The following is a 24,800-nucleotide window of genomic DNA, read 5'->3' as shown; positions in this document are numbered from 1 at the left end:
GTCAGTAGAGCGAGCCCTTGCCGGCCGCGCCGAACAGCTCGATCTTCTGGGCGGCGACCACCTTCATGGCGTCGATGCACGCGGGCTGGATGGCGTTCGGCTCGCGCACCTTGGGATCGTTGCCGAGCACCTCGCGCATCTTGTTGTGGTAGGCGACCTTGATGTCGGTCGAGATATTGATCTTGTTGATGCCGATCCGGGCGGCCTCGCGGATCTCGTCGTCCGGGTTGCCGGAGCCACCGTGCAGCACCAGCGGGATCTGCACCCGGCTCTTGATCTCCTTGAGCAGGTCGAGCTTCAGCTCCGGCTTGAGGTGCGCGGGATAGAAGCCGTGGAACGTGCCGATCGCGATGGCGAGGCTGTCCACGCCGGTCTGCTCGACGAAGGTGACCGCGTCGTCCGGGTCGGTATAGATGATCTCGGCCGCGCCGGCCTCGGCGTAGCTGTCGTTGCCGCCGATCGTGCCGAGTTCGCCCTCCACCGACACGCCGAGCACGTGCGCGGAGTCGGTGACCTTCTTGGTGAGCGCGAGGTTCTCCTCGAACGGCTTGAGCGAGCCGTCGATCATCACCGAGGTGAAGCCGTACTTGATGGCGGTCAGGACCTCGTCGTAGGTGGCGCCGTGGTCCCAGTGGATCGCGATCGGCACGGAGGAGCGGTGCGCCCGCGAAACGATGCCGGCGATCATGTCGGGGCCGACGTGCTTCACCTCGTCGGGGTGGATCGCCACGATCAGCGGCGCGTTCGTCTCCTCGCTGATCTCCACGATCCCCTTGAACATCGCCCAGTCGCTGATGTTGAAGGCGGGCACGGCGAAGCTGTGTTCGTTGGCGACGTCCAGAATCGCCTTGCCGGTCGTCAGCATTACGGTGTTTCTCCTTCGAAAGGGGGCACTTACTCCGGTTTAGGGCGGTGGCGGGGCGGTTGGATGGGGGGCGTAGCTCAGGCCTTCACGGCGCCGGCGGTCAGGCCGCCGATGAAGCGCCGCTGGAAGAGCAGGAAGAGGACGAGGACGGGGATCGAACCGAGGATGCTCATCGCCATCATCTGGTTCCACTCGTACGAGTGCTGGCCCATGAGCAGCTGAATGCCGATCGGCACGGTCCGCATGTCGTCGGTGCGGGTCAGCGTGAGAGCGAAGAGGTACTCGTTCCACGAGATCATGAACGTGTAGACCCCGACCGCGATCAGGCCGGGCACCGAGATCGGCACGAGGATCCGCCACAGCGCGGTCCAGCTGGTCCCGCCGTCGACCTTGACGGACTCGTCCAGCTCGCGGGGCAGCGTGTTCAGGTACGCGGTGATCATGATGATCGCGTACGGGAGGGTGAACACCATGTGCGTGAGGATCAGGCCGGGATAGGTGTTGTACAGCCCGAGCGCGACGACGAGGCCGAAGTACGGGATGACGAGCGTGATCGGCGGCACGGCCTGCACGCTGACGATCACGGCGTTGACGGTCTTCTGGAACGGGAACGTGAAGCGGCTGAACGCGAACCCGGCCATCAGGGCCACGAGCAGCGTCAGGATGGTCACCGAGAAGGCGACGATGTAGCTGTTGAGGAAGAACCGCAGCTGGGTGCTGCTGCCGAGGATCTCCCGGTAGGCGTCGAACGAGAACGTCTTGGTGATCAGCCGCGGCGGGTTCTGGAAGACGTCCCCGTTGCCCTTGAACGACGTGGACAGCATCCACAGGACCGGCAGGCCGGCGAACAGGCCGCCGAGGACGAGCCCGGTGATCACGCCGGCCTTGGCGAGCGTGCGGCGGGTCTTGACGGTGGTGGCCATGTCTCACCGCTCCCTTTGCTGGCGTACGTAGAAGAAGGCCAGGACCATCGTCAGCAGCAGCACGATCACGGCGGCGGCGGACGCGGTCGAGAACTCGTACTCGCTGAAGGCCTGTTTGTAGGTGTAGGTGCTGAGCATCTCGGTGGCGTGCAGCGGACCGCCGCCGGTCGTCAGCCAGATCAGCGCGAACTGCTGGGACGTCCAGATCAGGTCGAGCACGGCCATGCTGATGATCACCGGCCGCAGCTGGGGCAGCGTCACGTGCCGGAACCGCTGGAGCCAGTTCGTGCCGTCGACGGCGGCCGCCTCGTACAGGTCGCCGGGAATGCCCTGAAGCCCGGCCAGCAGGCTGATCATGAAGAACGGGTAGCCGGACCAGATGTTGATGAACGTGACCACCCAGAGCGCCTTGCCCGGGTCACCGAGCCAGTTCACGCCGTCCTGGATGAGCCCCAGCGAATGCAGCACGTAGTTGACCACGCCGGACGGGTCGAGCAGCAGCCGCCAGATGACGGCGATCACCGCGATCGTGAACAGCCAGGGCAGGATGTACACGATCCGGAAGACGGCCTTGGTGACGCCGCCGAGCAGCGGGGTGTTGAGCATCATCGCGAAGGCCAGGCCGAGCAGCAGGTGGGCCACCATGCTGACCGAGATGAAGATCGCGGTGTTCTTGATCGCGATCAGGAAGTCCGGGTCGGTGAGCACCTTGGTGTAGTTGGCGAACCCGGCGAACACCGGGTTCTCCTGGACGATCACGTTGTCCCGGAACGAGTAGCTGATCACCATGACGATGGGGACCACCATCAGGACCACGATCAGGATGGCCGTGGGGGACAGGTAGCCGTACGGGACCAGGCGCCGGGCCAGCGTCTTCTTCTTCGGCGGCGCCGCCTGCTCGACCGGCGCGGCGGCCTTCGAGGCCATCAGGGATGTCATCGCTGTCTCCTAGATCGGGCGCCGCGCCGTTGCCGAGCGCGGCGCCCGGACGGGCTAATCGATCACCGACGACCAGGACTCCTGCGCCTTGGCGAGCGCGTCGTCGACGCTCGACTTGCCGGTCAGCACGAGCTGGAGCTGCTCGTCGAAGCTGCGCATCAGGTCCTCGGACTTGGCCAGGCCGACGAACTCGTTGGCCGGGTAGCCCTGCTGGTAGATGTCGAACGCGGTCTTGAACATCGGGTCGCTGCCGCTGAAGTCGGGCTTGGCGTTCTTGTTGCCCGGGAAGCCGTTGGCGATCGTGCTCAGCTTCGCGTTGGTCTCCTGGCCGAGCAGGTAGGAGACGAACTTGAACGCCTCGGCCTTGTGCTTGGTCGAGTTGGAAATTCCAATTCCCCAGCTGGCGTACGGGATGCCGCGCTTGCCGGTGTAGGTGTCCTCGGCCGGCAGGGCCGCCACCTCGAACTTCAGGCCGGGCTTGTTCTTCTTGATCAGGTTGATGTGGGCGAGCGAGTCGATCATCATGCCGACCTGGCCGTTGGTGAACTTCTCGACCTTGTCCTGCTCCTTCATGGTGAGCGAGCCGGGTGCGATGACGCCCGCGTCGTTCAGGCTCTTCACGTACTCGACGGTGCTCTTGACCGGCGCGCTCTGCAGGTTGGGCTTGCCGTCCTGCAGCATGCTGCCGCCGGAGGCCCACAGCCAGGACATGACGTCGTTCTGTACGCCGTTGGGGACCGCGGTGTCGAGCGGGAGCGCCCAGCCCTTCACGTCACCGCCGGACGCGCTGATCTTCTTGGCCGCGTCGAGGAACTCGGTGCGCGTGGTGGGCACCTTGGCCACGCCGGCCTTGGCGAGCAGGTCCTTGTTGACGAAGAGCGGGTAGACGAAGTTGACCACCGGGATCATGTACGTCTTGCCGTCGACCTGCACCTGGCTGGCGAGCTGGCCGCTGTCGTAGTTCGCGTCGGTCATCAGCTTGGACAGGTCGGTGATCGCGCCCTGCTTGGCGAAGTCGTTCACCCAGGCGCCGTCGAGACCGACGACGTCGGGCAGCGTCTTGGAGGCGGCGCCCGTGACCAGTTGCTGCTTCGTCGCATCGTACGGCGCGCTCAGCAGTTTGATCTTGATGGTCGGGTTCTGTGCCGTGAAGTCACTGACGATCTTGTCGAACTCCCCGGCCGGAAGCTCGGCCCCCCACCACTGGGCGAACTCCAGCGTCACGCTGCCGTCGGACGCGGTGTCACCCGAGTCGCCCGAGCCGCACGCCGCCACGAACGCGACCGTCGCGGCCGCCGTCACCGCCCCTATCACTCGCTTCAGCCGGGATGCACGCATCGTCATGGAGGGCTCCTTCTATATCGAGATCTTCCTGTTCTCTGCCGTGTTCGCGTCACGTTAGCAGCGTGTTACCGACGCAGACAAGAGAAGAACTGCAGAAAACAGCGGAGTGCGGCATACTGTTGCGTCATGAGGGCGGCGTGCAGTCTTAGTTTGCCAAGGCGGCACGGGCTTTCGAGGGCACTTGCCCATCCCTGCGGCTCTTCGCGGCTCTTCGCGGCGGCGTGCTCAGTGGACACGCATTTGTGGCATACTGCCGACTGACAAGGGGGAATCAGTGAGCGTTGACAGGGACGAGCGGCCCCGTCTGCCTGCCGGACGCAAGGCTCAGCTGGCCGCGTACGTGGCCGACACCGGCCAGGTCACCGTGGGTGAGCTGGCCGAGCGCTTCGGAGTCTCGATCGACACGGTGCGCCGCGATCTCGACCAGCTGGCGGCCGAGGGCAGTCTCGTGCGCACGTACGGCGGCGCGGTCAGCCTGTCCACGGTCTCCCGCGCCACCGACCGCGCCGTCGACCAGCGGCTCACCGTGCAGGAACGGGAGAAGGAGAAGATCGCGGCGCTGGCCGCGGCGCTGGTCCAGGACGGCTCGACCATCATGATCAACGGCGGGACCACCACGCTTGCGCTCGCCCGCGGCCTCGGCCAGCATCGCGACCTCACCGTGGCGACGAACAACCTGCTGGTGCCGGGCGCGCTCCCGCCCACGGCCGTCCGCGACATCTACGTCTTCGGCGGCGCGGTGCGCGCGCTCACCCTGGCCACGGTCGGCCCGGTCAGCTTTCGTGCCAACACCGGCGCCGAGCTGGACATCAGCTGCGATCTGGCGCTGATCGGCGTCGGCGCGGTCGCGGCCGACGCCGGCTACACGACGAGCAACCTCGCCGAGGCCGCGATGATGCAGGAGATGATCTCCCGGGCGGCGCGGGTGGCGATCCTCGCCGACTCCTCGAAGTTCGGCCGCCGGCTGTTCGCCCAGGTGTCGGAGCTCGGCGCCGCCGACTACCTGATCACCGACACCGCGCCGCCGCCCGACCTGCGCGACGCCCTCTCGTCGAGCGGCGTGGAGCTGCTCCTCCCCGGCGGTTCGGCTCCCCGGCCGGCGTAATCCTGGGGGGTCAGTCCAGTCCGAGCGCGACCAGGATGGCCACCCCGAGAGTCGCGTCCAGGGCCAGGCAGAACGCCGCCATCGATCCGGGTACCACCCGGCGCCGCAGCAGGTGCGCGAGGTCCCAGACGCTGTGCAGCAGCAGTCCGGTTGCGACGAGCCCGGCCGCCCACCCCTGGCCGAACAGTCCGCCCACGGCCAGCAGACCGAAGACCGCCACCGCGGCCCATTGCAACGCCAGGCCGGTCGAGCGGTGGCGCAGGACGGCCCAGGTGAGGACGCCGACGGCGAGCACCAGGAGGATCCAGGTGGCGACGGCGTTCCCCCCGGCGAACCGGGTGACGGCGATGACCAGGCAGGTCAGGACGAACACCGGCCAGGCGGCGCGGGGCGTCCGCAGGGCCGCGCTGCCGGCGTAGATGAGGGCGGCGGAAGCGAGGATCCTGCTCAGCGGCGCGGTGGCGCCCCCGTCGAGGAGGATCAGCGCGGCGGCCGCGATCCCGGCGAACAGCAGCAGGACGGTGCGCACGGGCGACAGGCCGACGATCAGCGGCGGGGATTCGGTGTTCACTCGTGCAGGCTGACAGCGGCACACGGGCCTGACGACGGGTGGCGGTGAGCACGTCCGAAAACTTGGCGAGCATGTCGGGAGGACATCTCGCGTGCGCGGGCCCGGCGCCCCTAACGTGCGTCTCATGCAGACCCGGGCCGAGGAGCCGCGTCGCGTACTCGTCGTCGCCTTCGAGGCGGCGGAGCTGCTCGACATCGCCTGCGTGGTCACGGCATTGCAATACGCGAACCATTTCTGCGGCCGCACGATCTACCTTCCGGTGGTGGCGTCGCCCGGCGGGACCGAGATCAACACGGCCACCGGGCTGGTGCTGAACGCGCAGACCAGCCTGGAACGGGCCCGGGGCCCGTTCGACACCCTCATCGTGTCCGGCGGTACCGGGTACGTGAAGGCGATGGAGAACGCCCGCCTGGTGGCCCACGTCCGCCGCCTGGCCCGCGAGACCCGGCGGGTGGCGTCGGTGTGCACCGGCGCCGGCGTGCTGGCGGCCGCGGGGCTGCTCGACGGACGCCGTGCCGCCACGCACTGGGATCACGCGGCGTTCCTGCGGGACCGGTTTCCCCTGGTGCAGTTCGACAGCGACCCGATCTTCATCGCCGAGCCGGACGTCTGCACCTCGGCCGGTGTGACCGCCGCGCTCGACCTCACGCTGGCGTTCATCGAGGCCGACGTCGACGCGGCCCTGGCCCGGGACGTGGCCCGGCAACTGGTGGTCTACCTGCAACGCCCGGGGAACCAGGCGCAGATGAGCATGTTCACCGCGCCGCCGCCGGTGGCGAACACGGTCGTGCAGGACACGGTCGCGTACGCGGGCGCGCATCTGGACCAGGAGCTGACGACGACCACCCTGGCCGGCCGGGCCGGCGTCAGCGAGCGGCACCTGAGCCGGCTGTTCCTGCGGGAGCTGGGTGTCACCCCGGGCCGGTTCGTCCGCCGCGCCCGCACCGAGGCCGCCGCCCACCTGCTCGCCGGTACCGACCTGACCGTCGAGGCCGTGGCGAGACGCTGCGGGTTCGGCACGGCCGAGGCGCTGCGCCAGGCCTTCGTCAGCGCTATCGGCGTCTCGCCCTCGCACTACCGCGCGACCCAGTCGCACACCGTCCGGACGAGGCCGTGACGACGTACTCCCCAAGTTTCCGGACCTTTGCGAGCCGGAGGAATGATGCCGGGCGTTTCTTGGCGCAGGGTGGCGACATGAGCGACCACGACTTGCGTGACTTCATCGACGATGTCGCCGTCATCGTCAAGGACACCGACGACGAGAACGAGATCACCCGGCGGATCGCGGCCCGGTTGTCCGCCCTGCTGGCCGGCGACTACCGGATCCCGGCCGAGCTCACCCGGCCGTCGCCCGAGCACCACCTCAACTACCCGCTCCACATCGCGGCCGACAACAGCTGGTGCATGGTGGCCGTCGTCTGGAGCCCCGGTCAACGCACCCCGGTCCACTCCCACGAGACCTGGGGTGTCGCCGGAATCTACGCCGGCGCCGAACACGAGTTCCGCTACGTCAAGCCGGCGGCGGACGGGACCGGCCGGCCGCTGACGCCGGCCGGGGAGCAGGTGTGGCGGGCCGGGCAGGTCACGGTGTGCTGCACCACCGACGACGACGTGCACGCCGTCGAGTCGGTCGGTGGCGAGGCCACGGTCGGCATCCACGTCTACGGGGGCAACATCGGCACCATCCGCCGCCGGTCGTACGACCCGGCCACCGGCGCCGTCGACTGGTTCGTCTCCGGCTGGGATCAGAGCCCCGCCCTGGCCGGAGCGTCAGCTCCACGGCAGGCGTGACCGCTCCTGCCAGTACTCGGCGGCCGGCACGGCAAGATTCAACGGCGGAGCCGCGTAGTGCACCGCTCGCAGGTTCGATGCCAGCTGGGCGGCGGTCGCGGCCCCGGAGAGCACGATGGCCGCCCACGGCTGGTGCAGCGCCGCCGCGAGCGCCGCGACGTCGCCGGGCGCGTCCGCACCCACGGCGAGCCGGCCGTTGGCGAGCGCCTCCTTCACGATGACCAGGCACCCGGCGTCGTTCGCCTCGGCGAGCGCCGGGCCGGCGCTGGGCTCCAGCAGATTCCAGGTGGCCTGCACACTGCGGAACAGCGGCCGCCCGCCGACCCGGACACCGAGCGCGGCCCGGATCGCCTCGGCCTGGGCGGGACCGCTGGTCGACAGCCCGATCACCGTGCCCCGCTCGGCGAGGCCGGCGAGCCGGCGGTGCAGGACCACGTCGTGCAGCGCGGGACTGTCCGGTGTGACCGAGTGGATCTGGTAGAGGTCGAGGTGGTCGCCGAGCAGGGCCCGGGTCTCGGCGAGCTGCCGGTCGAAGGTGGCCACACCGTGGTCCTTGACCTCGTTCACCTCGGCGTCCGTCCGCCAGCCGGCCGTGTAGGTGTAGCCCCATTTGCTGCCGACGACGATGTCGACGGCGTCCGGCCGGGCGGCGATCCACTGGGCCAGGAACTCCTCGGCCCGGCCGTAGGAGCGGGCGACGTCGAAGTACCGGACGCCGGCCGCATACGCCCGGTCGAGGAGCTCGTGCGCGCGGGCGCGCATCGCCTCGACGGTCCGGTCGGCCGGCAGGTCCGCGGCGCGACCGAGATTGATGTAGCCCGGCCGGCCGACGGCCGCCAGCCCCAGCCCGATCCGGGACGCCCCCGCGAGGCGATCGACTATTTCCATGGTCCGCAGGATAGGCCGTTCGCCGGGACCTTGAAGAATGTGTGACGGTCATACAATAATGGCCGCATGGAGCTGGTTGCTGTCGTCACCGGGGCGGCCCGGGGGATCGGGCGCGAGGTGGCGGTGCGGCTGCGCGACGCGGGTTACCGGGTCGTCGCGGCCGACATCTCCCCGGCCGTGGGTGAGCTGGCCGAGTCGGGCCACATGGTGCCGGTCGTCGCCGACGTCACCGCGGACGACGCCCCGGCGGCCGTGATCGGGCGGGCCGTCGGCGAGTTCGGCCGGCTCGACGTGCTGGTCAACAACGCGGCCCGGTTCCTGCGGCGGCCGCTGCTCGACACCGGCGACGACGACTTCGATCTGCTGTTCGGCACCAACGTGCGGTCGGTGTTCCGGCTCACCCGGGCGGCGCTGCCGCACCTGATCGCGAGCGGCGGCTGCATCGTCAACACGGCCTCGATCTCGGGGCTCGTCGGTATCGCCAACCAGAGCGTGTACGCGATGACGAAGGGCGCCATCGTCCAGCTGACCCGGCAACTCGCGATCGAGTGCGCCGCGCGGGGCGTACGCGTCAATGCCGTCGCCCCCGGCGCGGTCGACACCGAGTTCATGGCCGAGGCCCGCGCCGCCGATCCGGACCCGGCGGCCAGTCTCGCCGTCACGCTGGGAAACCACCCGATCGGGCGGATGTCGACGGCGGCCGAGGTGGCGCGGGCGGTCGTCTTTCTCGCCGCGCCCGAGTCGGCCGGCATCACCGGTACGATCTTGAGTGTGGACGGTGGCTATGTCGCCCGGTGAGTACCAGGTGACGATCGTCAAGTACGGCACCCGGCAGACGACCCGAGGCGACGTCTATCTCAACTACCACCTGTACGGCGAGCCGGACGGCCCGATCGGGATGGACTACTTCTTCTGGGTCGTCCGCGACGCCGAGCGCACGATCGTGGTGGACACCGGCTTCTCGGCGGCCGGCGGCGCCCGTCGCCGGCGCACCACACTGCTCGACCCGGCCGCGGCGTTCGACGCGCTCGGTGTCGACCGCGCCGCCGGGCCGCCGGTCGTGGTCACCCACGCCCATTACGACCACATCGGCAACCTCGGCCTCTTCCCGGCGTCGCCCCTGATCGTCGCCGCCGCCGAGTACGACTTCTGGACCGGCCCGTACGCGCGCCGCACGCTGCTGCACCACTCGGTCGAGGACGAGGAGATCGACGGCCTGCGCGGGGCCGATCGGGACGGCCGGCTGCGGACGTTCGATGACCAGCTCGACCTGGCACCGGGCGTACGGCTGATCCGGGTCGGAGGGCACACCCCCGGGCAGAGCGTCGTGCTGGTGAACACCGGCGCGGGCCCGGTGCTGCTGGCCTCCGACGCGGTGCACTACTACGAGGAGTACGAGCGGAGCATGCCGTTCAGCCAGGTGTCCGGCCTGGTCGACATGTACGCGGCGTTCGAGCGGATCCGCGCGATGGTCGCCTCCGGCCAGGTGCGGCACCTGGTCGCCGGCCACGACCCGGGCACGCTCGCCCGCTTCACCCCGGTGCCGGACGGCCCTCTCGCGGGCCTGGCGGCCACCATCGCCTAGATGTCTGTTCATCCGCGCTACCGAAACCGGTCGCGGAACAGCCGCCGGAGGGGACCTCCGTGGACGGATGATGGGCCGAACGACGTTTCCCCCTGGTGGAGGATGACGTGTCGGCGCGTTCGGGCGTTTCCGCGGTCCGTGGGTGGCAGGTCGCACTGCTGCCGATCGCCCTCGCCGTGGCGGCCTGGGCCGCCGTCCGGGCCGCGACCGCGGGAGCGTCGTTCACGACGGCGATCGGGCTCATCGGCGAGCTCACGCCGGCGCAGGTCCTGGGGCTGGGCCTGGTCTGGTTCCTCGGGCTGTACGCGCACGCGATCGCGCTCGCCGCGTCCCTGCCCGGGCTGACCCGCCTCCGCGCCCTGACGCTGAACCTGACCGGAAGCGCCGTGTCGAACGTCCTCCCGCTGGGCGGCCTGGCCGGCGCCGCCCTGAACCTCACGATGATCCGCTCCTGGGGACACGGCAGCCTGGACTTCGCCCGCTTTGTCGTGGTCTCGAAGTCCTGCGACGTCATCACCAAACTGCTGCTGCCCGCGGTGGCACTGCTCGCGCTCCTGAGCTCCGGCGCGCTCGCACCCGCCTCGGCGGGCCCCTGGACCATTCCCGCGGCCGTCGCCTTCGCGGCCGGATGCCTGCTGCTGTGGGCGTTGTGCGGCCGGGCGACGCCGCTCCTGCGCCTGGTCGAGCTGGCGGGCCGGGCGTGCTCCCGCCTCACTCGCCGGACGGACCGGCCCGTGGGCGCGTCCTGGCGGGCGACGGTGCTGGATCTGCTGGCGGGTGTGGACCGAATCGTGCGTCAGGGCCGCGTGGCGCTGACGCTGGGCATGGCCGGCTACTGGCTCGGCCAGGGCGCGCTGTTGTGGTGCTGTCTCCGAGCCGTCGGCGTGGACGCGATGCCGGCCGTGGTGTTCGCCGGGCTCGTCGCCGAACGCCTGATGACGCTCACGGTGGTCACCCCCGGCGGCACCGGCCCGGCGGAGGCGGGAATGGTCGCGGTCCTCATCGCCCTCGGCGCCGACGCCACCGGTTCGCTGGCGGGTGTGCTGCTCTTCCGCGCCTTCGTGGTCGTCGCGGCGATACCGGCCGGCGCGCTGGCCGGCCTCGGCTGGTGGTCCGCCCGGCAGGTGCGCGGGAGAAATCCCGGAGGACGCCGGCCGTAACGAACGACGCCTACGCTTCCGGCATGGTTGAGGCGACGGACCTGCGGGTGCGGACGCTCGGCGCCGGCCGGATCCGGTCGCCGCTCGGCGGGCTGGTCACCCGGCACGGCACCACGGAGCACTACGTCGACGAGGCCGACCGGGTGCTGTTCGACGACACGCTGGCGATGCTCGCGGCGCGCACCGGGGAGCCGCCGTCGTTCGAGCCCGGCGGCCCGCGCCGGCAGATCTTCTTCCACCCGTCCACGGTCCGCGTGGGCATCGTCACCTGCGGCGGCCTCTGCCCCGGCCTCAACGACGTGATCCGCGGCCTGGTGCTGGAGCTGACCTCGCACTACGGGGTGACCCGGATCCTCGGGTTCCGCAACGGCTACCGCGGCCTGGTGGCCCGGCACGGCCACGACGTGGTCGAGCTGACCCCGGCCGGCGTCGAGCACATCAACGAGCACGGCGGCACGATCCTCGGCACGTCCCGCGGCAACCAGGACCCGGCCGAGATCGTCGACCACCTCGAGCAGCGCGGGGTGAACGTCCTCTTCGTGATCGGCGGGGACGGCTCGATGCGCGGCGCCCAGCGGATCACCGCCGAGATCGCGGCCCGCGACCGTCGCATCGCCGTGGTCGGCGTCCCGAAGACCATCGACAACGACATCCCCTTCATCGGCCAGAGCTTCGGTTTCCAGACCGCGTTCGGCAAGGCGACGGAGTCGATCCGCGCCGCGCACAACGAGGCCCGGGCCCAGCCCGGCGGCATCGGCCTGGTGCAGCTGATGGGGCGGCACAGCGGCTTCATCGCCTGCTACGCGGCCCTGGCCACCAACGACGCCGACTACGTGCTGATACCGGAGGTCCCGGTCGACGTGGATGGCTTCCTGCCGCACCTGCGCCGCCGGGTCCGGGAGCGGGGCCACGCCCTCGTGGTGGTGGCCGAGGGCGCCGGTCAGGAGTACCTGGAGCAGATCGGCTCCGACGCCTCCGGCAACAAGCGCCTCGGCGACTTCGGCGTCTACCTGCGCCGCCGCATCGTCGACGAGTTCGCCGCCGCCGGCGAGGAGGCCAACCTCAAGTACATCGATCCGAGCTATCTGATCCGCAGCGTCCCGGCGAACCCGTACGACAGCGTCTACTGCCTTCGCCTGGCCCAGGCGGCGGTCCATGCCGCCATGGCCGGTCGCACCGACATGGTCGTCGGCACCTGGCGCAACCGCTTCGTGCACATTCCCATCCCGCTGGCCGTCTCGACCAGGAACCAGGTGGCCGCCGACGGCGACCTGTGGATGTCGGTCCTGGAGGCCACCGGCCAGCCCGCGAGCTTCGCCGGCACGCACCGGGCCACCGCCGTCGCCTGACCCGGGCCGGCCGGGCTCGCGGCTACGCGTCCATCTCCTCCAGGAGGATCGGCGCGGCCGCGGTCACGCCGTGGATGCCGAGCACCGAGGCGATCTCCATGACCTCCAGGATCTCCTGCGCGGTCGCGCCGTGCCCGAGGGCGTTCTCGATGTGCAGCTTGAGGCCCCGGGCGTACAGGTGCGTCGCGGCCGTGTCGAAGGCGATGTAGACGAGCTCCTTGACCTTCGGGTCGAGCGTGCCGGAGCGCCACGGCACCGACGAGAACGCCGTGTAGGCCTCGAACATCTCCGGGTCGAGCTCGAGCATCTCGTCCCAGAACGCGTGCCAGTACCCGCGCGTCGCGGTGAACTCGGCCTTGATCTGCTCCTGCCGCTCGGAGAGCGGGGCCGGCCCGGTGCGCAGGCCCTTCTCCTCGAGCACCTCGACCAGGATCGGCACGCCGATGTTCATGGCGTGGATGCCCAGCGTGGCGGTCAGCTCCAAGACCTCCATGATCTCCTGCGGGGTGGCGCCCAGCTTCAGCGCCGCCCGGATGTGCTGACGGACGCCCGGCAGGTACATGTGGGTGGCGTTCGCGTCGATCGCGATGTAGATGAACTCCTTGACCTTGTCGTCGAGGTGGTTCTTGCGCCACGGCACGGCCGAGAGCTCCAGGTACGCCGCCAGGAACTCGGGGTCCAGCCGCAGCACACCCTCCCAGGTGTCGCTCCACGCTCCGCGTACCCGGATGAAGTTGGTCTTGATCTCTTGCTGGCGGGCGGTGAGCGTCACGGGATCTCCTTGCGCAGCCAATTGACGATCTCGGTGTGGTCGGCGGTCTCCGCCAGCGATTCCGCCGCGCGTGCCCACAGGTCGGTGGCCGCGTGCCCGAGCGGATCCGGGGCGCCCACCTGGTCGGCCAGGGCGGTCGCGATCCGCATGTCCTTGAGCATCAACCGCAGACCGAATCCGGAGTCGTACGTCTGCGGAAGTATGAAGTTGGGCCATTTGTTCTCGGTCGAGCCGCTGCGGCCGCTGGAGCCGTTGAAGATCTCCAGCATGGTCGCCGGGTCGAGGCCGAACCGCTCGCCGGCCAGCATCGCCTCGCAGGTGACCAGCAGGTGGGTGGCCGACAACAGGTTGTTGAGGGCCTTGACCGCGTGGCCGCTGCCCACCGCCCCCGCCCGCGTCGCGTGGCCCAGGCAGGCCAGGATCGGCGCGATCCGCTCGAGGTCGGCCGGCTCGCCGCCGGTCATGATGGTCAGCTCTCCGGTGCGGGCCCGGGCGACGCCGCCGGAGACGGGAGCGTCGACCAGCGTGACGCCCTGGTCCGCCAGGGACGAAGCCAGCGCCCGGGTCCGCAGGGGTTCGGACGAGCTCATGTCGACGACGACCGTTCCCGGCGCGAAGCGCCCACTGTGGATGATCGCCTCGACCACGTCCGAGCTCGGCAGCATCAGCACGACCGTCGCGGCGTCCCGCAGCGCGGCGTCGAGATCGCGGGCGGCGGTCCCGCCGGCGTCGGCCAGGGCCTGCCGGGCCGCCGGGGCGACATCGAAGCCGCGTACGTCGTGGCCCGCGCGCACGAGGCGGGCGGACATCGGGCCACCCATGTTGCCGAGCCCGATGAAGGCGACCGTCATCCGGTGACCTCCTCCGCCCACCGCGTCGCGCCCAGGGAGACCGCCGTGTGCGTCATGAACGAGCCGGGCGCGGCGCCGTGCCAGTGCCGTTCCCCGGGCGGCACCCACACCGTGTCCCCGGCCGCGATCTCCCGGGGCGGAGAGCCGTCGGTGCAGATCAGCCCGCGCCCCGCGAGCACCTGCAGAATCTGCCCGTTCTCGTGGGTGTGCCAGAAGGTGCGCGCGCCCGGCGCGAAGAACACCGTGGTGATGGTGGTCCCGTCGGTGGCGGGCAGCACCGGGTCGAACCAGGCCTCGCCGGTGACCGTCGCCGGCCGCTGCTCCGAGGGGCCTTGCCCGCGCACGATTCTCATGGCTTCTCCTGCAGGCGTACGCCGCCGGAGAGGTCCCCGATGGCGTCGACGACGGTGTTGCTGATCCTGTCGGCGTACCCGAGCGCGCGGGCCATGCCGAAGGTGGCCACCGGGCCGGCCGCGTTGAGGCCGGCTACGCCGAGCCGGGCGGCCAGCTCGACGTAGAGGTTGACGTCCTTGAGCATCAGCGAGTTGGTGAGGCCGCCCTCGAGGTAGTCCCCGTGGATGATCCTCGGGAACCGGTTGAGGGTGGCGAAGTTGACGCCCGAGCTCGCGTTGAGCACGGCGAGCAGCACCTCCAGGTCGAGACCGGCCTTCTTGCCGGCGACCATCACCTCGGCGGTGGCCGACAGCGCGATCGCGTTGAGGAAGTTGTTGAGCAGCTTGACGGTGTGGCCCGCCCCGCTCGCTCCACAGTGGAAGATGTTGGTGGCGAACAGCTCGAGCACCGGGCGAGCCTCGTCGAGCCGGTCCGCCTCGCCGCCGACCATGAGCGTGAGCGTGCCCTTCTCGGCCGCCGCGGCCCCGCCGGAGATGCCGGCGTCCAGGTACGCCACCCCGCGCCCGGCGAGCAACCCGTGCAGCCGCACGGTCGAGTCGGGCGCGGCCGTGGACAGGTCGACGACGATCTGCCCCGGCCGCGCGCGGGCGAGCACGCCGTCGTCGCCGAGCACCACCGCCTCGACGACGTGGCTGTCCGGCAGCGACAGCAGCACGATGTCGCTGCCGTCGGTCACCTCGCCCGCCGACGATGCCGCCCGCGCCCCGGCGGCCGCGATGTTCTCGGGGCGCACGTCGTAGCCGAGCACCTCGTGCCCGGCGCGCACGATGCACGCGGTCATCCGGCCGCCCATGTTACCGAGTCCCGCGAATCCGATCCTCATTTCAGCAGCAGCTGTTCCGCGTTGGCGCCGACCAGCTGCCGGATGTCCGCCGCGGGCAGGCCCGCGTCGAGCAGCCCCCGGGCGGCCCGCCGGTAGAGGGTCACCGGCAGCGGGTTGTTGCGCTGGCCCGAGTCGGACGAGATGACGGTCTGCCCGACGCCCACCGCCTCGATGAAGGACAGCAGCTCGCCGAGGTCCCGGCGCCGCTCGGGATGGCCGTAGTACATGACGGCACAGTGCTCGATGAAGACACCCTGCCGCGCCCAGGCCGCCGCCTGCTCGACCGAGGCGCCGACCACGAAGACCGGGTGGTTGACCACGATCCGCCGGACGCCCGCCTCGAGCGCCGCGTCGATCAGCCGCTGCGACTCGGTGACGCCGAGGTGGCCGCAGGTGAGCACGGCGTCCTCGGACGCGATCACGTCGAGGATGTCGCGCACCTCGGGCCGCACCGCGCCGCTGTCGTCGAGGATCGAGATGATCTCGTTGGGCCGCAGGTCGACCTCGGGCGTGGGGAAGCCCGAGTCGTGGTGCTCGTGATGGTGGACGTGGGCGGCGGAGGAGAGCGTGGGGAACCAGACCATCCGGCCGCCCATCCGCAGGGCGAGTTCCACGGCGTACGGGTTGAGGCCGCCCACCGTGCGGTTGAGGGCGATCCCGCCGTACACCTCGGTCGAGATCTCGTCGAGGCCGGCCGCCCGCAGCGCGAGGATGTCGGTGACCATGCTGTGGTGGTGCGACTTGGCGACGATCGCGCGGAAGCCGAGGCTCGACGCGTCGCGGGCGGCGTCGAGGATGCTCATCCGCCGGGGGAACGGGCTGGGGCCGGGGTGCTGGTGCAGGTCGACGGCGCCGACCAGGAGGGCGTCGGCCTCGGCATCGGGGATCTTGCGGTCCTCGTCGGTTTCGAAGGCGTAGTCCACTGCGATCTCCTTAGGGCTCGGCGGTGACCAGGACCTGGTCCTCGGGGCGCCAGTGGGCGATGACCCGCGCGCCCGGTTCGATGGCCGGCGACGTGCCGGCCGGCAGGACGGTGCAGCCCACCGAGTCGTCGCCGAAGGCGAGTTCGACCCGGTGGAATGTGCCGTAGAACGAGACGTCGGTGACCACCGCGGGTGCGGTGTTGGCGCCGGCCGGCACGGACTGCTCGTCGAGGGCGACGGCAATCCTTTCGGGCCGTACGACCAGGGCGCCGTCCCGGGGCCGGCCGGTGATCGTCCACTTGCGGTCGTGCCAGGCGTACACGTCGGGGGCGACGAGCCGCCCGGCGAAGACGGTGGACTCGCCCAGGAACCGCGCCACGAACAGGGTCGAGGGCCGGTGGTACAGCTCGGCGGGCGTGCCCACGGCGACGATCCGGCCCGCGTCGAAGATCGCGATGCGATCGGACAGCGTCATGGCCTCGTCCTGGTCGTGCGTGACGAAGACGAAGGTGAGCCCCAGCTCGTCGTGCAGCCGCTTGATCTCGCGCTGCAGGGTCTGCCGCAGCTTGCGGTCGAGCGCGCTGAGCGGCTCGTCGAGCAGCAGCACGCTGGGCGAGAAGACCACCGCGCGGGCCAGCGCGACCCGTTGCTGCTGCCCGCCGGAGAGCTCGTGCGGGCGGCGGTTACCCATGCCGGCCAGGTCGACCAGGTCGAGCGCTCCGCCGACGAGCCGCTCGGTCTCGGCGGCCGGCACCTTGCGCTCGCGCAGCGGGAACGCGACGTTCTGGGCCACCGTGAGGTGCGGGAAGAGCGCGTAGTTCTGGAAGACCATGCCGAAGTTCCGCTTGTGCGGCGGCATCTGGGTGATGTCCCGGTCGTTGAGCCGGACGCGCCCGGAGGTGGGCTCGGTGAACCCGACGATCATGTTGAGCGTCGTGGTCTTCCCCGAGCCGCTGGGTCCGAGCAGCGTGATGAACTCGCCCGGCTCGATGTCGAGGGTGACGTGGTCCACCGCCGGCGGTTCGGTGGAGCCGTACCGCTTGCTGAGGTCGACGAGCTCGACCCTTCCACCTTTCATCGGATGCCTCCCTGGCGACGCCGGGCGCCGGCGACCTGTGCCAGCAGGATGGGGACGCTGACCAGCACGACGATCACGCTCGACGCGGCGGAGATCGTCGGGTCGATCTGGACGGTGACGCTGTTGTACATCTGGACCGGCAGCGTGATCGCCCCCGGCGCCTGCAGGAACAGGGCGATGACCACCTCGTCCAGCGAGGTCACGAAGGCCAGCACGGCGCCGGAGAGGATGCCCGGCAGCACCAGCGGCAGGGTCACCCGCCGGAACGCCGAGACCGGGCTCGCGCCGAGGCTGCCCGCCACGGCGGCCAGGCGGACGTCCATGCCCTGCAGCCGCGCGGTCACCGCGATCACCACGAACGGGATGGCCAGCGCGGTGTGCGCCAGGATGATCCCGATGAGCGTGCCGCTCAGGCCCACCCGCAGGAACGCGGAGAACACCACCAGGGCGACCAGGATGTGCGGGACGATCATCGGGGAGAGCAGGAACCCGTTGATCGCGCCGCGCCAGCGCGAGCTCACCCGGGCCAGCCCGAAGGCCGCCATGGTGCCGAGCACGGTGGCGAACAGCGCGGTGAGGATCCCGGCCTGCAGCGAGTTGAGGATCGACGCGGTCCATTCCGGCGACGTGAACAGCTCGTGGTACCAGCGGAGCGACCAGCTGTGCGGCGGGAACGTGAAGGTCTGTGAGGCCGAGAAGCTCATCGGGATGACCGTGAGCGTGGGCACGACCAGCAGGATCGCGACGATGGCCGTGTAGGCCCGCAGCCACGGGCGAACCTCCGACGAGCGCCCGCCGCCGGCCGTGAGCCGCGCCGGCTGGCCGCCCGCGGCGACGGCGGCGATGTTCTGCCCGGCCAGGCGGCGGGCGAAGCCGAGGACCACCAGCGTGACCACGAGCAGGAACATCCCCATCGCGCCGGCGCCGCCGAAGTCGAGCAGCTCCCGGGCGCGCACGTTGATGACCTGGGCGATCATCGCGGTCTGGGTGGAGCCGAGCAGGGCGGGCGTGACGTAGAAGCCGAGCGCCAGCACGAAGACCAGGGACATGCCGGCCACCACGCCGGGCATCGAGAGCGGCAGGTAGACCCGGCGGAACGAGCGGGCCCGGGGCGCGCCGAGGCTCTGCCCGGCCGCCACCAGCCGGCCGTCGATCTGCGACATCGCGCTGTACATCGGCAGCACCAGGAACGGCAGGAGCACCTGGGTCATCGCGATGCCGACGGCCAGGGGAGTGCCGAGCAGGGTGACGCCGCCCAGGCCGAACGGCCGCAGGAGGTCCTGCACCACGCCGCCGTCCTGGAGCAGCACCATCCAGGCGAAGTTGCGGGCCAGCATGCTCGTCCAGAAGGGAACCAGCACGACGGTCACCAGCACCGCCCGCATCGTGCGGCCGGCCAGCGTCATCGCGTACGCGTAGGGATAGGCCAGCAGCACCCCCACGAGCGACACCACCAGCGCGATCAGCAGCGTCCGGCCCAGCACCCGCAGCGTGTAGCCGTCGGTGAAGAGCGAGGCGTAGTTCCCGAGCCCGGCGTTCGGCTCGGTGAAGCTGTCCACGACGACGTTGACCAGCGGCACCACGAACAGGATCACCAGCGCGGCCACCGCCGGCAGCAGGAGCGGCCAGCCGGAGGCGCTCGCCCGGGCGATCCGGGCGGGCGCCACCGCCGTGGCGGTCGGGACGGCCATCTCGGTCAGCCGACCTTCCAGCTCGTGTAGCGCTTGGTCAGGGCGTCGGTGTTGTCGATCCACCACTGCTTGTTCTGCTCCAGCGCGGTGCCGCGGTCCGACAGGAAGGCGTTGTACTTCTTCTGGTCGGCGGTGTAGTCGATGGCGTTCACGTCGATGTCGGTCCGGGCAGGCGCCACCCCGGTCAGCTTCGCGTACGCGGTGGCCTGGGCCGGCTCGGTGACGAAGGCGAGCATCTGCTCGGCGAGGTCCTTGTGCGGCGCGCCCTTCGGGACGAGCAGCGCGCCGATGTCGGTGGTGGTGAAGTCCCAGACCGGCACGAGGTTGGCGCCGCTCTTGGCGGTGGCGATGGTCCGCGCCGAGACGGTGATCGTCATGGACGCCTGCTTGTCGACCAGCATCTGCTGGATCTGGCCGTAGCTGGTCGCGAAGACCAGCGAGCTCTTGATGGTGTCGAGCTTCTTGAACGCCCGGTCCAGGTCCAGCGGGTAGACCTGGGCGGCCGGCACCCCGTCGGCGACGAGGGCGGCCTCGAGCAGGCCGGCCTTCGGGTAGTCGAAGACGACCCGCTTGCCCGGGAACTTCTTCACGTCGAAGAAGTCCTTGATCGTCGTCGGCTTGGCGGCCGGGAAGAGGTCGGCGTTGTAGCTGAAGATGTTGGCGTACCGGTAGGTCGGGACGAAGCAGTCGCCGGTGGTCCCGGCCGGGAACTTGCTGCGGTCGATCGCCGGGTCGTTCAGCTTCTCGAAGAGCTTGTCGCAGTAGGCCCCGGCGTAGATCCAGCTCATGTTGGCCAGGTCCCACGTCGCCTTGCCGGCCGTCACCATCGTCTTGACCTGGGCGACCTCGGCCGGGCTCACGTTGGTGAACGTGGTGCCGGTCTTCGCGGTGAAGGGCTGCTGCAGGGCCGTCTTCTCGTCCTCCTGGAACTGCCCGCCGGTGCTGGCCCAGGTCAGTTTCTGGTCCGACGAGCCGCCGCCGGAGTCGCCGCCCACGCCGCAGGCGGACAGCGTCAACAGAGATATAGTTATAGCGGTAAATATGCGGTATGTCCTCATCGTGCCAGCCTTTTCTGATGGCTCCGGACTCGGGTGTCAGTCCGCTCGGCCGTCGAGCGGGTTGAGCATGCGCCGGCTGATCGACTCCGCGCCCGACAACAGGGCGCGAGCCACCGGACTGTCGATTTCCTCGGGTACGAACTGAGCGATGCCGACCACGGCCAGCGTCGCGAGGAGCTGGCCGGTCGGGTCCACGACCGGCGTGGCCACGGCGCTGACGCCGTTCTCGTGGCTCACCCGGACCGCGATCCCGGTCCGGCGCACGTCGGCCAGCTCCGCCGAGGTCGCGTTGACCGGCGGTGCGCCCGGGCGGAACCGGTAGAAGGACTGGTCCCGGTGGGCCCAGAAGATGACGGTCTGTGCGGCGTCCGGCCCGAGCTGGCTGCCGACCGCGATCGAGACGTGCGCCGTCCGGCTGCGGTCCTCGCAGACCTGGGCCACCACCGGACAGTGGCCGTTCCAGACGCTGAGCACCACCGTGTGGCGCACGCTCGCGCTGATCTCCTCCATCACGGGACCGGCCAGGTCGAGAACCCCGAGCCGGGACAGGGCCATGGTGCCCAGCTCGGCGAGCAGGACGCCGAACTCGTAGTGGTTGCGGTCGCGACGCTGGAGAAGGCCGTGGTTCTCCATCGACGCCAGGTAGCGGTGTGCCGTGGACTTGCCGACGCCCAGCTCCTCGGCGGCCGAGACCAGGTCGATGGTCTCGCTCGCCGCGAGCAGCCGGAGCAGCTGGACCACGCGGGCGACCACCTGGAGGTCTCCGCTGGCGATCTCCATGACGTGCCCTCCCTCGGTGTTGTGGGGCCCGTCCCGCAATGCGGGGTGGTCATCCGGATATCCGGTACGAGGAATCTAGGTGATCCATCCCGACGCGTGTCAAGGTCCGGACGAGATTTCCGCCGTACTTCTCGGAAGTTAAATCTCCAGGGGTGACCGGAGACCGGCCGAGGTGGCATGATTGTATGATTGCCCTACAATCCAGAGGAGACCGGGGATGCGCGGACTGGCCGGCAAGGTGGCCGTGGTGACGGGCGCGGCCGGAGGCATCGGCGCGGCCACCGCGCGGCGGCTCGCGGACGAGGGAGTCCACGTCGTCGCGGTGGACACCGACGAGGAGCGGGCGGCGGCCGTGGCCAAGTCGCTCGCCACCGAGGGGCACTGGGTGCGCGCCGACGTCTCGGCGGAGGAGGACGTCGCCCGGTACGTGGCCGCCGCCGTCGACCGGTTCGGCCGGATCGACCTGCACCATCTCAACGCCGGCATCCCCGGCTCGTTCGCCACGCTGCCCGAGCTCAGCGCGGCCGAGTTCGACCGGGTCATGGCGGTCAACGTCCGCGGCGTCTTCCTGGGCGTCCGGGCGGCCTTCCGGCAGTACGCGGCGCAGGGTGGCCCCGGGAGCATCGTGCTCACCGGCTCGATCGGCAGCCTGCGCGGCAGCGCCGACCTGTTGGCGTACCAGACGTCCAAGCACGCGGTGCTCGGCCTCCTGCGCGGCGCCGCGATGTACGGCGGCCCACTGGGCGTGCGGGTGAACGCCGTCGCGCCCGGCATCGTGCCCACCGGCCTGTTCGCCGCCACGCCCGAGGTGGCCGGCGGCAAGGACGACATGTCGCGCCGGGCCGCGAGCACACCGCTGCGGCGGGCCGGCACCGGCGACGACGTGGCCGGCGTGGTCGCGTTCCTGCTCGGCGACGACGCCGCGTACATGACCGGGGAGGTCGTCTCGGTCGACGGCGGCGCGAGCATCGTGAGCACGGTCCGGCCGTCCGGCGGCGCCGGCGCCTGGGACTTCGCCGCCTACGACCGCTCTCTCTACGGCTCCTGACCGGTGACCGGCAGGGGCGCGACCACGCCGATGTCGGTGTGCACGTCGACCACCACCGGCCGGTCGGCGCTCAGGGCAACCTCGAGCGCCTTGGCCAGGTCGCCCGGCCGGTCCACCCGGATGCCGAGCGCGCCCATCTCCTCCGCGATGCGGGCGAAGTCCACGTCGCGGTAGGTCCACAGCTCCCGGGAGCGGCCGGTGGGCTGTCCCCCGTACGCCCGATCGAAGCCTCTTTTGCTCTGGTTGCCGCCGCCGTTGTTGTTCACCACCGTGACCAGATTGATCCGCCGCCGGACCGCGGTCTCGATCTCGCCGAGGTGGTAGTACAGCCCCGCGTCGCCGGTGAACGCCACCACCGGCCGCTCCGGCGCGCCGCACTTGGCGCCGACTCCCGCCGAGAACGCCCAGCCCAGGTGGCCCGCGCTGCGCAGATAGCCCTGCCCCGGCGAGGTGGTGTCGTGGAACTGCGCCATCCACATGCCGGCATGCCCGGTGTCGACCGTCAGGACCGCGTCGGCGGGCAGGCCCGCGGTCAGCTCGGCGGCGATGCGCTCGGGCCGGATCGGCACCGCGTCGCTGGTGAGCACCTCGCGGTAGCGCGCCCGCCAGCCGGCCTTCAGCCGATCCACCTCGGCGAGCCAGGCCGTCCGGTCCGGTGTCCCGTGATCCGCGGCCGACGCCAGCATCCGGGCCAGCGTGAGCTTGGCGTCGGCGGCGATCGACGCCCGCAGCGGATAGTTGCGCCCGAGGTGGGACGGCTCGATGTCGATCTGGATCGCCGCGGTGCCGATCGGCGGCACGGCCCAGAAGTGCGTCGTCATGCCTCCGGTGCGGGTGCCGACGAAGCAGACCAGGTCGGCCCGGGCGACGACCTGGTTGGCGCATTCCCGCGAGTACGAGCCGGCCACGCCCGCCGAGAGCGGATGGGTGCCCGGGATCGTGTCCTTGCCGTTCGCGGAGGTCGCCACGGGGATGCCCAGCGCCTCGGCCAACGCGACGAGCTCGGCCCCGGCCCCCGAATGCCGCACCCCGCCACCGGCGACGATGACCGGCCGGTCCGCCCCCGCCAGCAGCCGCAGCACGTCGGCCACGCTCTCCTCGTCCGGCGCGGTGCGGATCGGTGGTACGAGGCCGAACTCCGGCTCGACCAGCGGTGAGGCGTCGGTCTCCTCGGCGTCGAGCTGACCCTCGTTGCCCCGGATCTGCAGGTGGACCGGGCCGGGAGCGCCGGTGGTGGCCACCCGGAACGCGTGCCGGAGCATGTCGGGGAACCGGCCGGCGTCGTCGACGGTCGCGTTGAGCTTGGTCACCGGCCCGAACGCGGGCAGGTCGTCGACCTCCTGGTAGACGTGGCGGAACTGGGTGGCCGGCGACCGGCCGCCGGTCAGCGCGACCACCGGGGAGCCGGCCAGGAACGGCTCGCGCAGGCCGGCCGCGAGGTTCAGCGCCCCGACCACCTGGGCCATCGCGACGCCGGGGCGGCCGGACACCCGGGCGTAGCCGTCGGCCATGTAGGCGGCCGCCTTCTCGCCGTGCGTGACCACCCGCTCGATGTGCGGATGGTGGCGTTCGAGCTCGGCGAGCGTGCGGCGCAGGATCGCCGGCACCAGGAACACATGCGTCACGCCGTAGCCGTCGAGCATGTCCGCGACGACCCGGGCGCCGGTGCGGCCGGTCATGCGGCCGGGGCTTCCGTCAGCACCTCGTTGATCACCCGCTCGGCGAGCCGGAACGACTCGAGGGCGGCCGGCGCGCCGCAGTACGCCGCGGTCTGCAGCAGCACCTCCTGGATCTCCTCGACCGTGCAGCCGTTGCGCAGCGCGCCGCGCACGTGCACCGAGAACTCGTGCGGGCGGTTCAGCGCGGTCAGCATCGCGAGGTTGAGCAGGCTGCGGGTGCGCCGGTCGAGACCGGGCCGCGACCAGATGTCGCCCCAGCAGCTCGCCGTCACGTACTCCTGGAGGGACCGGGTGAAGTCGGTGGCCTGCGCCATCGACCGGTCCACGTGGGCGTCGCCGAGCACCTCGCGCCGCAGCCGGGTGCCGCGCTCGAGCCGGCCGTCGTCATCAGTCATGGATGGAGCGTACGACGGTCATACAATCTTGCGGAAGGCTCAGCCCGCGTCCTGCTCGGCGAGCGCGACCCTTCCGGCCCGGCCCGCCTCCTCGACGTGACGGGCGCAGGCGGCCCCGGCGGCGTCGGCGTCGCCGGCCTCGACGGCGTCGACGATGGCGTGCAGCTCCTCGAGGCTGTGCCGCAGCCGGCCCGGCACCGACAGCGAGAGCGAGCGCAGCACGCTCACCCGGGCGTGCAGGCCGGCCACCACCGACCGCAGCGCGTCGTTGCCGCCGCCCTCGAACAGCACGTCGTAGAACGCGTCCTTGGCGGCCAGGATCGGCGCGCCCCTCGCCGCGAGCCGGTCGATCTTCTCGAGCGCGCGGGTCAGGGCCTTGCGCTGGGCGGGGCTCGCGTTCGCGACGAAGAGCCGGCCGGCCAGCGCCTCCAGTGCGGAGCGCACCTCGTAGAGCTGGCGCGCTTCCTCGGCGCTGACGCTGGTGACCACGGTGCCCTTGTTGGGGATCGCGGTCACCAGGCCCTCGGCGGCCAGCTCGCGCAGGGCCTCGCGCACGCTGGTGCGGGAGACGCCGGTGAGCTCGACCAGCTCGCGCTCGATCAGCCGCTGGCCCGGCGCGAGCCGCCGGTCGATGATCGCCTGGCGCAGGTTTTCCGTGACCTGCGAACGGATGAGGGCCGGGGCGCGCTCCACCCGCAACGCATCGGCTCGGGTCATCGCCATACCCCCTGTTCCGCCGTGGTGGCTGCCATCGTACCGGTTGTGTCA

Annotated in this window: 26 protein-coding genes; 8 read left to right on the top strand and 18 right to left on the bottom strand. The window is 70.8% G+C overall.

Annotated features, from left to right (window positions below):
- Nucleotide 1 precedes the first annotated feature (1 nt).
- From A3CQ_RS0148800 to A3CQ_RS0148785, 4 genes are all read right to left on the bottom strand, one after another.
- A complete protein-coding gene (locus tag A3CQ_RS0148800) occupies nucleotides 2-865 on the bottom strand; it encodes a ketose-bisphosphate aldolase (RefSeq protein WP_020518287.1) in 864 nt (287 codons plus the stop codon).
- A 77-nt stretch (nucleotides 866-942) separates the two neighbouring features.
- On the bottom strand, nucleotides 943-1,788 hold the full coding sequence (locus tag A3CQ_RS0148795) for a carbohydrate ABC transporter permease (RefSeq protein WP_020518286.1): 846 nt from the start codon (nucleotides 1,786-1,788) through the stop codon (nucleotides 943-945).
- 3 nt (nucleotides 1,789-1,791) lie between these two features.
- Nucleotides 1,792-2,727 (bottom strand): carbohydrate ABC transporter permease, encoded by a 936-nt coding sequence (locus A3CQ_RS0148790; protein WP_026207055.1) that lies wholly within the window; start codon nucleotides 2,725-2,727, stop codon nucleotides 1,792-1,794.
- Nucleotides 2,728-2,781: 54 nt separating this feature from the next.
- Nucleotides 2,782-4,071, bottom strand: coding sequence for an ABC transporter substrate-binding protein (locus A3CQ_RS0148785; protein WP_211216825.1), 1,290 nt, complete (start codon nucleotides 4,069-4,071; stop codon nucleotides 2,782-2,784).
- 274 nt (nucleotides 4,072-4,345) lie between these two features.
- Between A3CQ_RS0148785 and A3CQ_RS0148780 the strand changes: the two genes are divergently transcribed.
- The gene (locus tag A3CQ_RS0148780; protein WP_040434261.1) at nucleotides 4,346-5,176 is read left to right on the top strand and encodes a DeoR/GlpR family DNA-binding transcription regulator; all 831 of its coding nucleotides are present in this window, start codon (nucleotides 4,346-4,348) and stop codon (nucleotides 5,174-5,176) included.
- A gap of 10 nt (nucleotides 5,177-5,186) precedes the next feature.
- On the opposite strand, the gene A3CQ_RS0148775 is transcribed toward A3CQ_RS0148780, so the two are convergent.
- Nucleotides 5,187-5,747: a hypothetical protein gene (locus tag A3CQ_RS0148775; RefSeq protein WP_020518281.1), complete on the bottom strand. Its 561-nt coding sequence runs from the start codon at nucleotides 5,745-5,747 to the stop codon at nucleotides 5,187-5,189.
- Nucleotides 5,748-5,871: 124 nt separating this feature from the next.
- Between A3CQ_RS0148775 and A3CQ_RS0148770 the strand changes: the two genes are divergently transcribed.
- Nucleotides 5,872-6,864, top strand: coding sequence for a GlxA family transcriptional regulator (locus A3CQ_RS0148770; protein ID WP_040434260.1), 993 nt, complete (start codon nucleotides 5,872-5,874; stop codon nucleotides 6,862-6,864).
- Nucleotides 6,865-6,941: 77 nt separating this feature from the next.
- Nucleotides 6,942-7,538 (top strand): cysteine dioxygenase family protein, encoded by a 597-nt coding sequence (locus tag A3CQ_RS0148765; RefSeq protein ID WP_020518279.1) that lies wholly within the window; start codon nucleotides 6,942-6,944, stop codon nucleotides 7,536-7,538.
- Here A3CQ_RS0148765 and A3CQ_RS0148760 read toward each other — a convergent pair.
- The gene (locus A3CQ_RS0148760; protein ID WP_020518278.1) at nucleotides 7,518-8,426 is read right to left on the bottom strand and encodes an aldo/keto reductase; all 909 of its coding nucleotides are present in this window, start codon (nucleotides 8,424-8,426) and stop codon (nucleotides 7,518-7,520) included. The genes A3CQ_RS0148765 and A3CQ_RS0148760 overlap by 21 nt on opposite strands.
- A 66-nt stretch (nucleotides 8,427-8,492) precedes the next feature.
- Between A3CQ_RS0148760 and A3CQ_RS0148755 the strand changes: the two genes are divergently transcribed.
- The 4 genes from A3CQ_RS0148755 (at nucleotide 8,493) to A3CQ_RS0148740 (ending at nucleotide 12,520) form a co-directional block, all read left to right on the top strand.
- Nucleotides 8,493-9,224 carry an SDR family NAD(P)-dependent oxidoreductase gene (locus A3CQ_RS0148755; RefSeq protein WP_020518277.1) on the top strand — a complete coding sequence of 244 codons (732 nt, stop codon included), beginning with the start codon at nucleotides 8,493-8,495 and terminating at the stop codon, nucleotides 9,222-9,224.
- Entirely contained in the window at nucleotides 9,196-10,011 is an 816-nt protein-coding gene (locus A3CQ_RS0148750) for an N-acyl homoserine lactonase family protein (protein ID WP_211216824.1), read from the top strand. Before A3CQ_RS0148755 ends, A3CQ_RS0148750 begins: the two co-directional genes overlap by 29 nt.
- 107 nt (nucleotides 10,012-10,118) lie before the next feature.
- Nucleotides 10,119-11,171, top strand: coding sequence for a lysylphosphatidylglycerol synthase transmembrane domain-containing protein (locus A3CQ_RS56620; protein ID WP_157297213.1), 1,053 nt, complete (start codon nucleotides 10,119-10,121; stop codon nucleotides 11,169-11,171).
- A gap of 23 nt (nucleotides 11,172-11,194) precedes the next feature.
- A complete protein-coding gene (locus tag A3CQ_RS0148740; protein ID WP_020518274.1) occupies nucleotides 11,195-12,520 on the top strand; it encodes an ATP-dependent 6-phosphofructokinase in 1,326 nt (441 codons plus the stop codon).
- Between the two features lie 22 nt (nucleotides 12,521-12,542).
- Here A3CQ_RS0148740 and A3CQ_RS0148735 read toward each other — a convergent pair whose 3' ends face one another.
- The 9 genes from A3CQ_RS0148735 to A3CQ_RS0148695 all read right to left on the bottom strand — a co-directional run bounded on the left by A3CQ_RS0148735 (nucleotide 12,543) and on the right by A3CQ_RS0148695 (nucleotide 20,910).
- A complete protein-coding gene (locus A3CQ_RS0148735; protein WP_020518273.1) occupies nucleotides 12,543-13,292 on the bottom strand; it encodes a carboxymuconolactone decarboxylase family protein in 750 nt (249 codons plus the stop codon).
- Nucleotides 13,289-14,143 (bottom strand): NAD(P)-dependent oxidoreductase, encoded by an 855-nt coding sequence (locus A3CQ_RS62400; RefSeq protein ID WP_020518272.1) that lies wholly within the window; start codon nucleotides 14,141-14,143, stop codon nucleotides 13,289-13,291. The genes A3CQ_RS0148735 and A3CQ_RS62400 overlap by 4 nt, the downstream gene beginning before the upstream one ends.
- On the bottom strand, nucleotides 14,140-14,496 hold the full coding sequence (locus tag A3CQ_RS0148725) for a cupin domain-containing protein (RefSeq protein ID WP_020518271.1): 357 nt from the start codon (nucleotides 14,494-14,496) through the stop codon (nucleotides 14,140-14,142). Before A3CQ_RS0148725 ends, A3CQ_RS62400 begins: the two co-directional genes overlap by 4 nt.
- Complete coding sequence (locus tag A3CQ_RS0148720; RefSeq protein WP_026207052.1) at nucleotides 14,493-15,380, bottom strand: NAD(P)-dependent oxidoreductase; 888 nt, start codon at nucleotides 15,378-15,380, stop codon at nucleotides 14,493-14,495. The genes A3CQ_RS0148725 and A3CQ_RS0148720 overlap by 4 nt, the downstream gene beginning before the upstream one ends.
- A complete protein-coding gene (locus tag A3CQ_RS0148715; RefSeq protein ID WP_020518269.1) occupies nucleotides 15,377-16,303 on the bottom strand; it encodes a DUF6282 family protein in 927 nt (308 codons plus the stop codon). The genes A3CQ_RS0148720 and A3CQ_RS0148715 overlap by 4 nt, the downstream gene beginning before the upstream one ends.
- A 10-nt stretch (nucleotides 16,304-16,313) precedes the next feature.
- Nucleotides 16,314-17,381: an ABC transporter ATP-binding protein gene (locus A3CQ_RS0148710; RefSeq protein WP_020518268.1), complete on the bottom strand. Its 1,068-nt coding sequence runs from the start codon at nucleotides 17,379-17,381 to the stop codon at nucleotides 16,314-16,316.
- Nucleotides 17,378-19,072 (bottom strand): ABC transporter permease subunit, encoded by a 1,695-nt coding sequence (locus A3CQ_RS58355; RefSeq protein ID WP_020518267.1) that lies wholly within the window; start codon nucleotides 19,070-19,072, stop codon nucleotides 17,378-17,380. The genes A3CQ_RS0148710 and A3CQ_RS58355 overlap by 4 nt, the downstream gene beginning before the upstream one ends.
- Nucleotides 19,073-19,077: 5 nt before the next feature.
- Entirely contained in the window at nucleotides 19,078-20,088 is a 1,011-nt protein-coding gene (locus A3CQ_RS56610; protein WP_020518266.1) for an extracellular solute-binding protein, read from the bottom strand.
- Between the two features lie 78 nt (nucleotides 20,089-20,166).
- On the bottom strand, nucleotides 20,167-20,910 hold the full coding sequence (locus A3CQ_RS0148695; RefSeq protein ID WP_020518265.1) for an IclR family transcriptional regulator: 744 nt from the start codon (nucleotides 20,908-20,910) through the stop codon (nucleotides 20,167-20,169).
- A 217-nt stretch (nucleotides 20,911-21,127) separates the two neighbouring features.
- On the opposite strand from A3CQ_RS0148695, the gene A3CQ_RS0148690 reads away from it, so the two are divergent.
- Entirely contained in the window at nucleotides 21,128-21,958 is an 831-nt protein-coding gene (locus A3CQ_RS0148690; RefSeq protein ID WP_020518264.1) for an SDR family NAD(P)-dependent oxidoreductase, read from the top strand.
- On the opposite strand, the gene A3CQ_RS0148685 is transcribed toward A3CQ_RS0148690, so the two are convergent.
- The 3 genes from A3CQ_RS0148685 to A3CQ_RS56605 are packed head-to-tail and all read right to left on the bottom strand — an operon-like array spanning nucleotide 21,946 to nucleotide 24,749.
- Nucleotides 21,946-23,637, bottom strand: a complete 1,692-nt coding sequence (locus tag A3CQ_RS0148685) for a thiamine pyrophosphate-binding protein (protein ID WP_020518263.1) — start codon at nucleotides 23,635-23,637, stop codon at nucleotides 21,946-21,948. The two genes, A3CQ_RS0148690 and A3CQ_RS0148685, sit on opposite strands and share 13 nt — an antisense overlap.
- On the bottom strand, nucleotides 23,634-24,032 hold the full coding sequence (locus A3CQ_RS0148680; RefSeq protein WP_020518262.1) for a carboxymuconolactone decarboxylase family protein: 399 nt from the start codon (nucleotides 24,030-24,032) through the stop codon (nucleotides 23,634-23,636). The genes A3CQ_RS0148685 and A3CQ_RS0148680 overlap by 4 nt, the downstream gene beginning before the upstream one ends.
- Nucleotides 24,033-24,071: 39 nt before the next feature.
- Nucleotides 24,072-24,749 (bottom strand): GntR family transcriptional regulator, encoded by a 678-nt coding sequence (locus tag A3CQ_RS56605; protein ID WP_040434286.1) that lies wholly within the window; start codon nucleotides 24,747-24,749, stop codon nucleotides 24,072-24,074.
- Nucleotides 24,750-24,800: the final 51 nt, after the last annotated feature.

It is taken from the genome of Paractinoplanes globisporus DSM 43857 (genome assembly GCF_000379645.1).
Lineage (GTDB): Bacteria > Actinomycetota > Actinomycetes > Mycobacteriales > Micromonosporaceae > Actinoplanes > Actinoplanes globisporus.
This window is presented reverse-complemented; position numbering and strand designations above follow the sequence as displayed.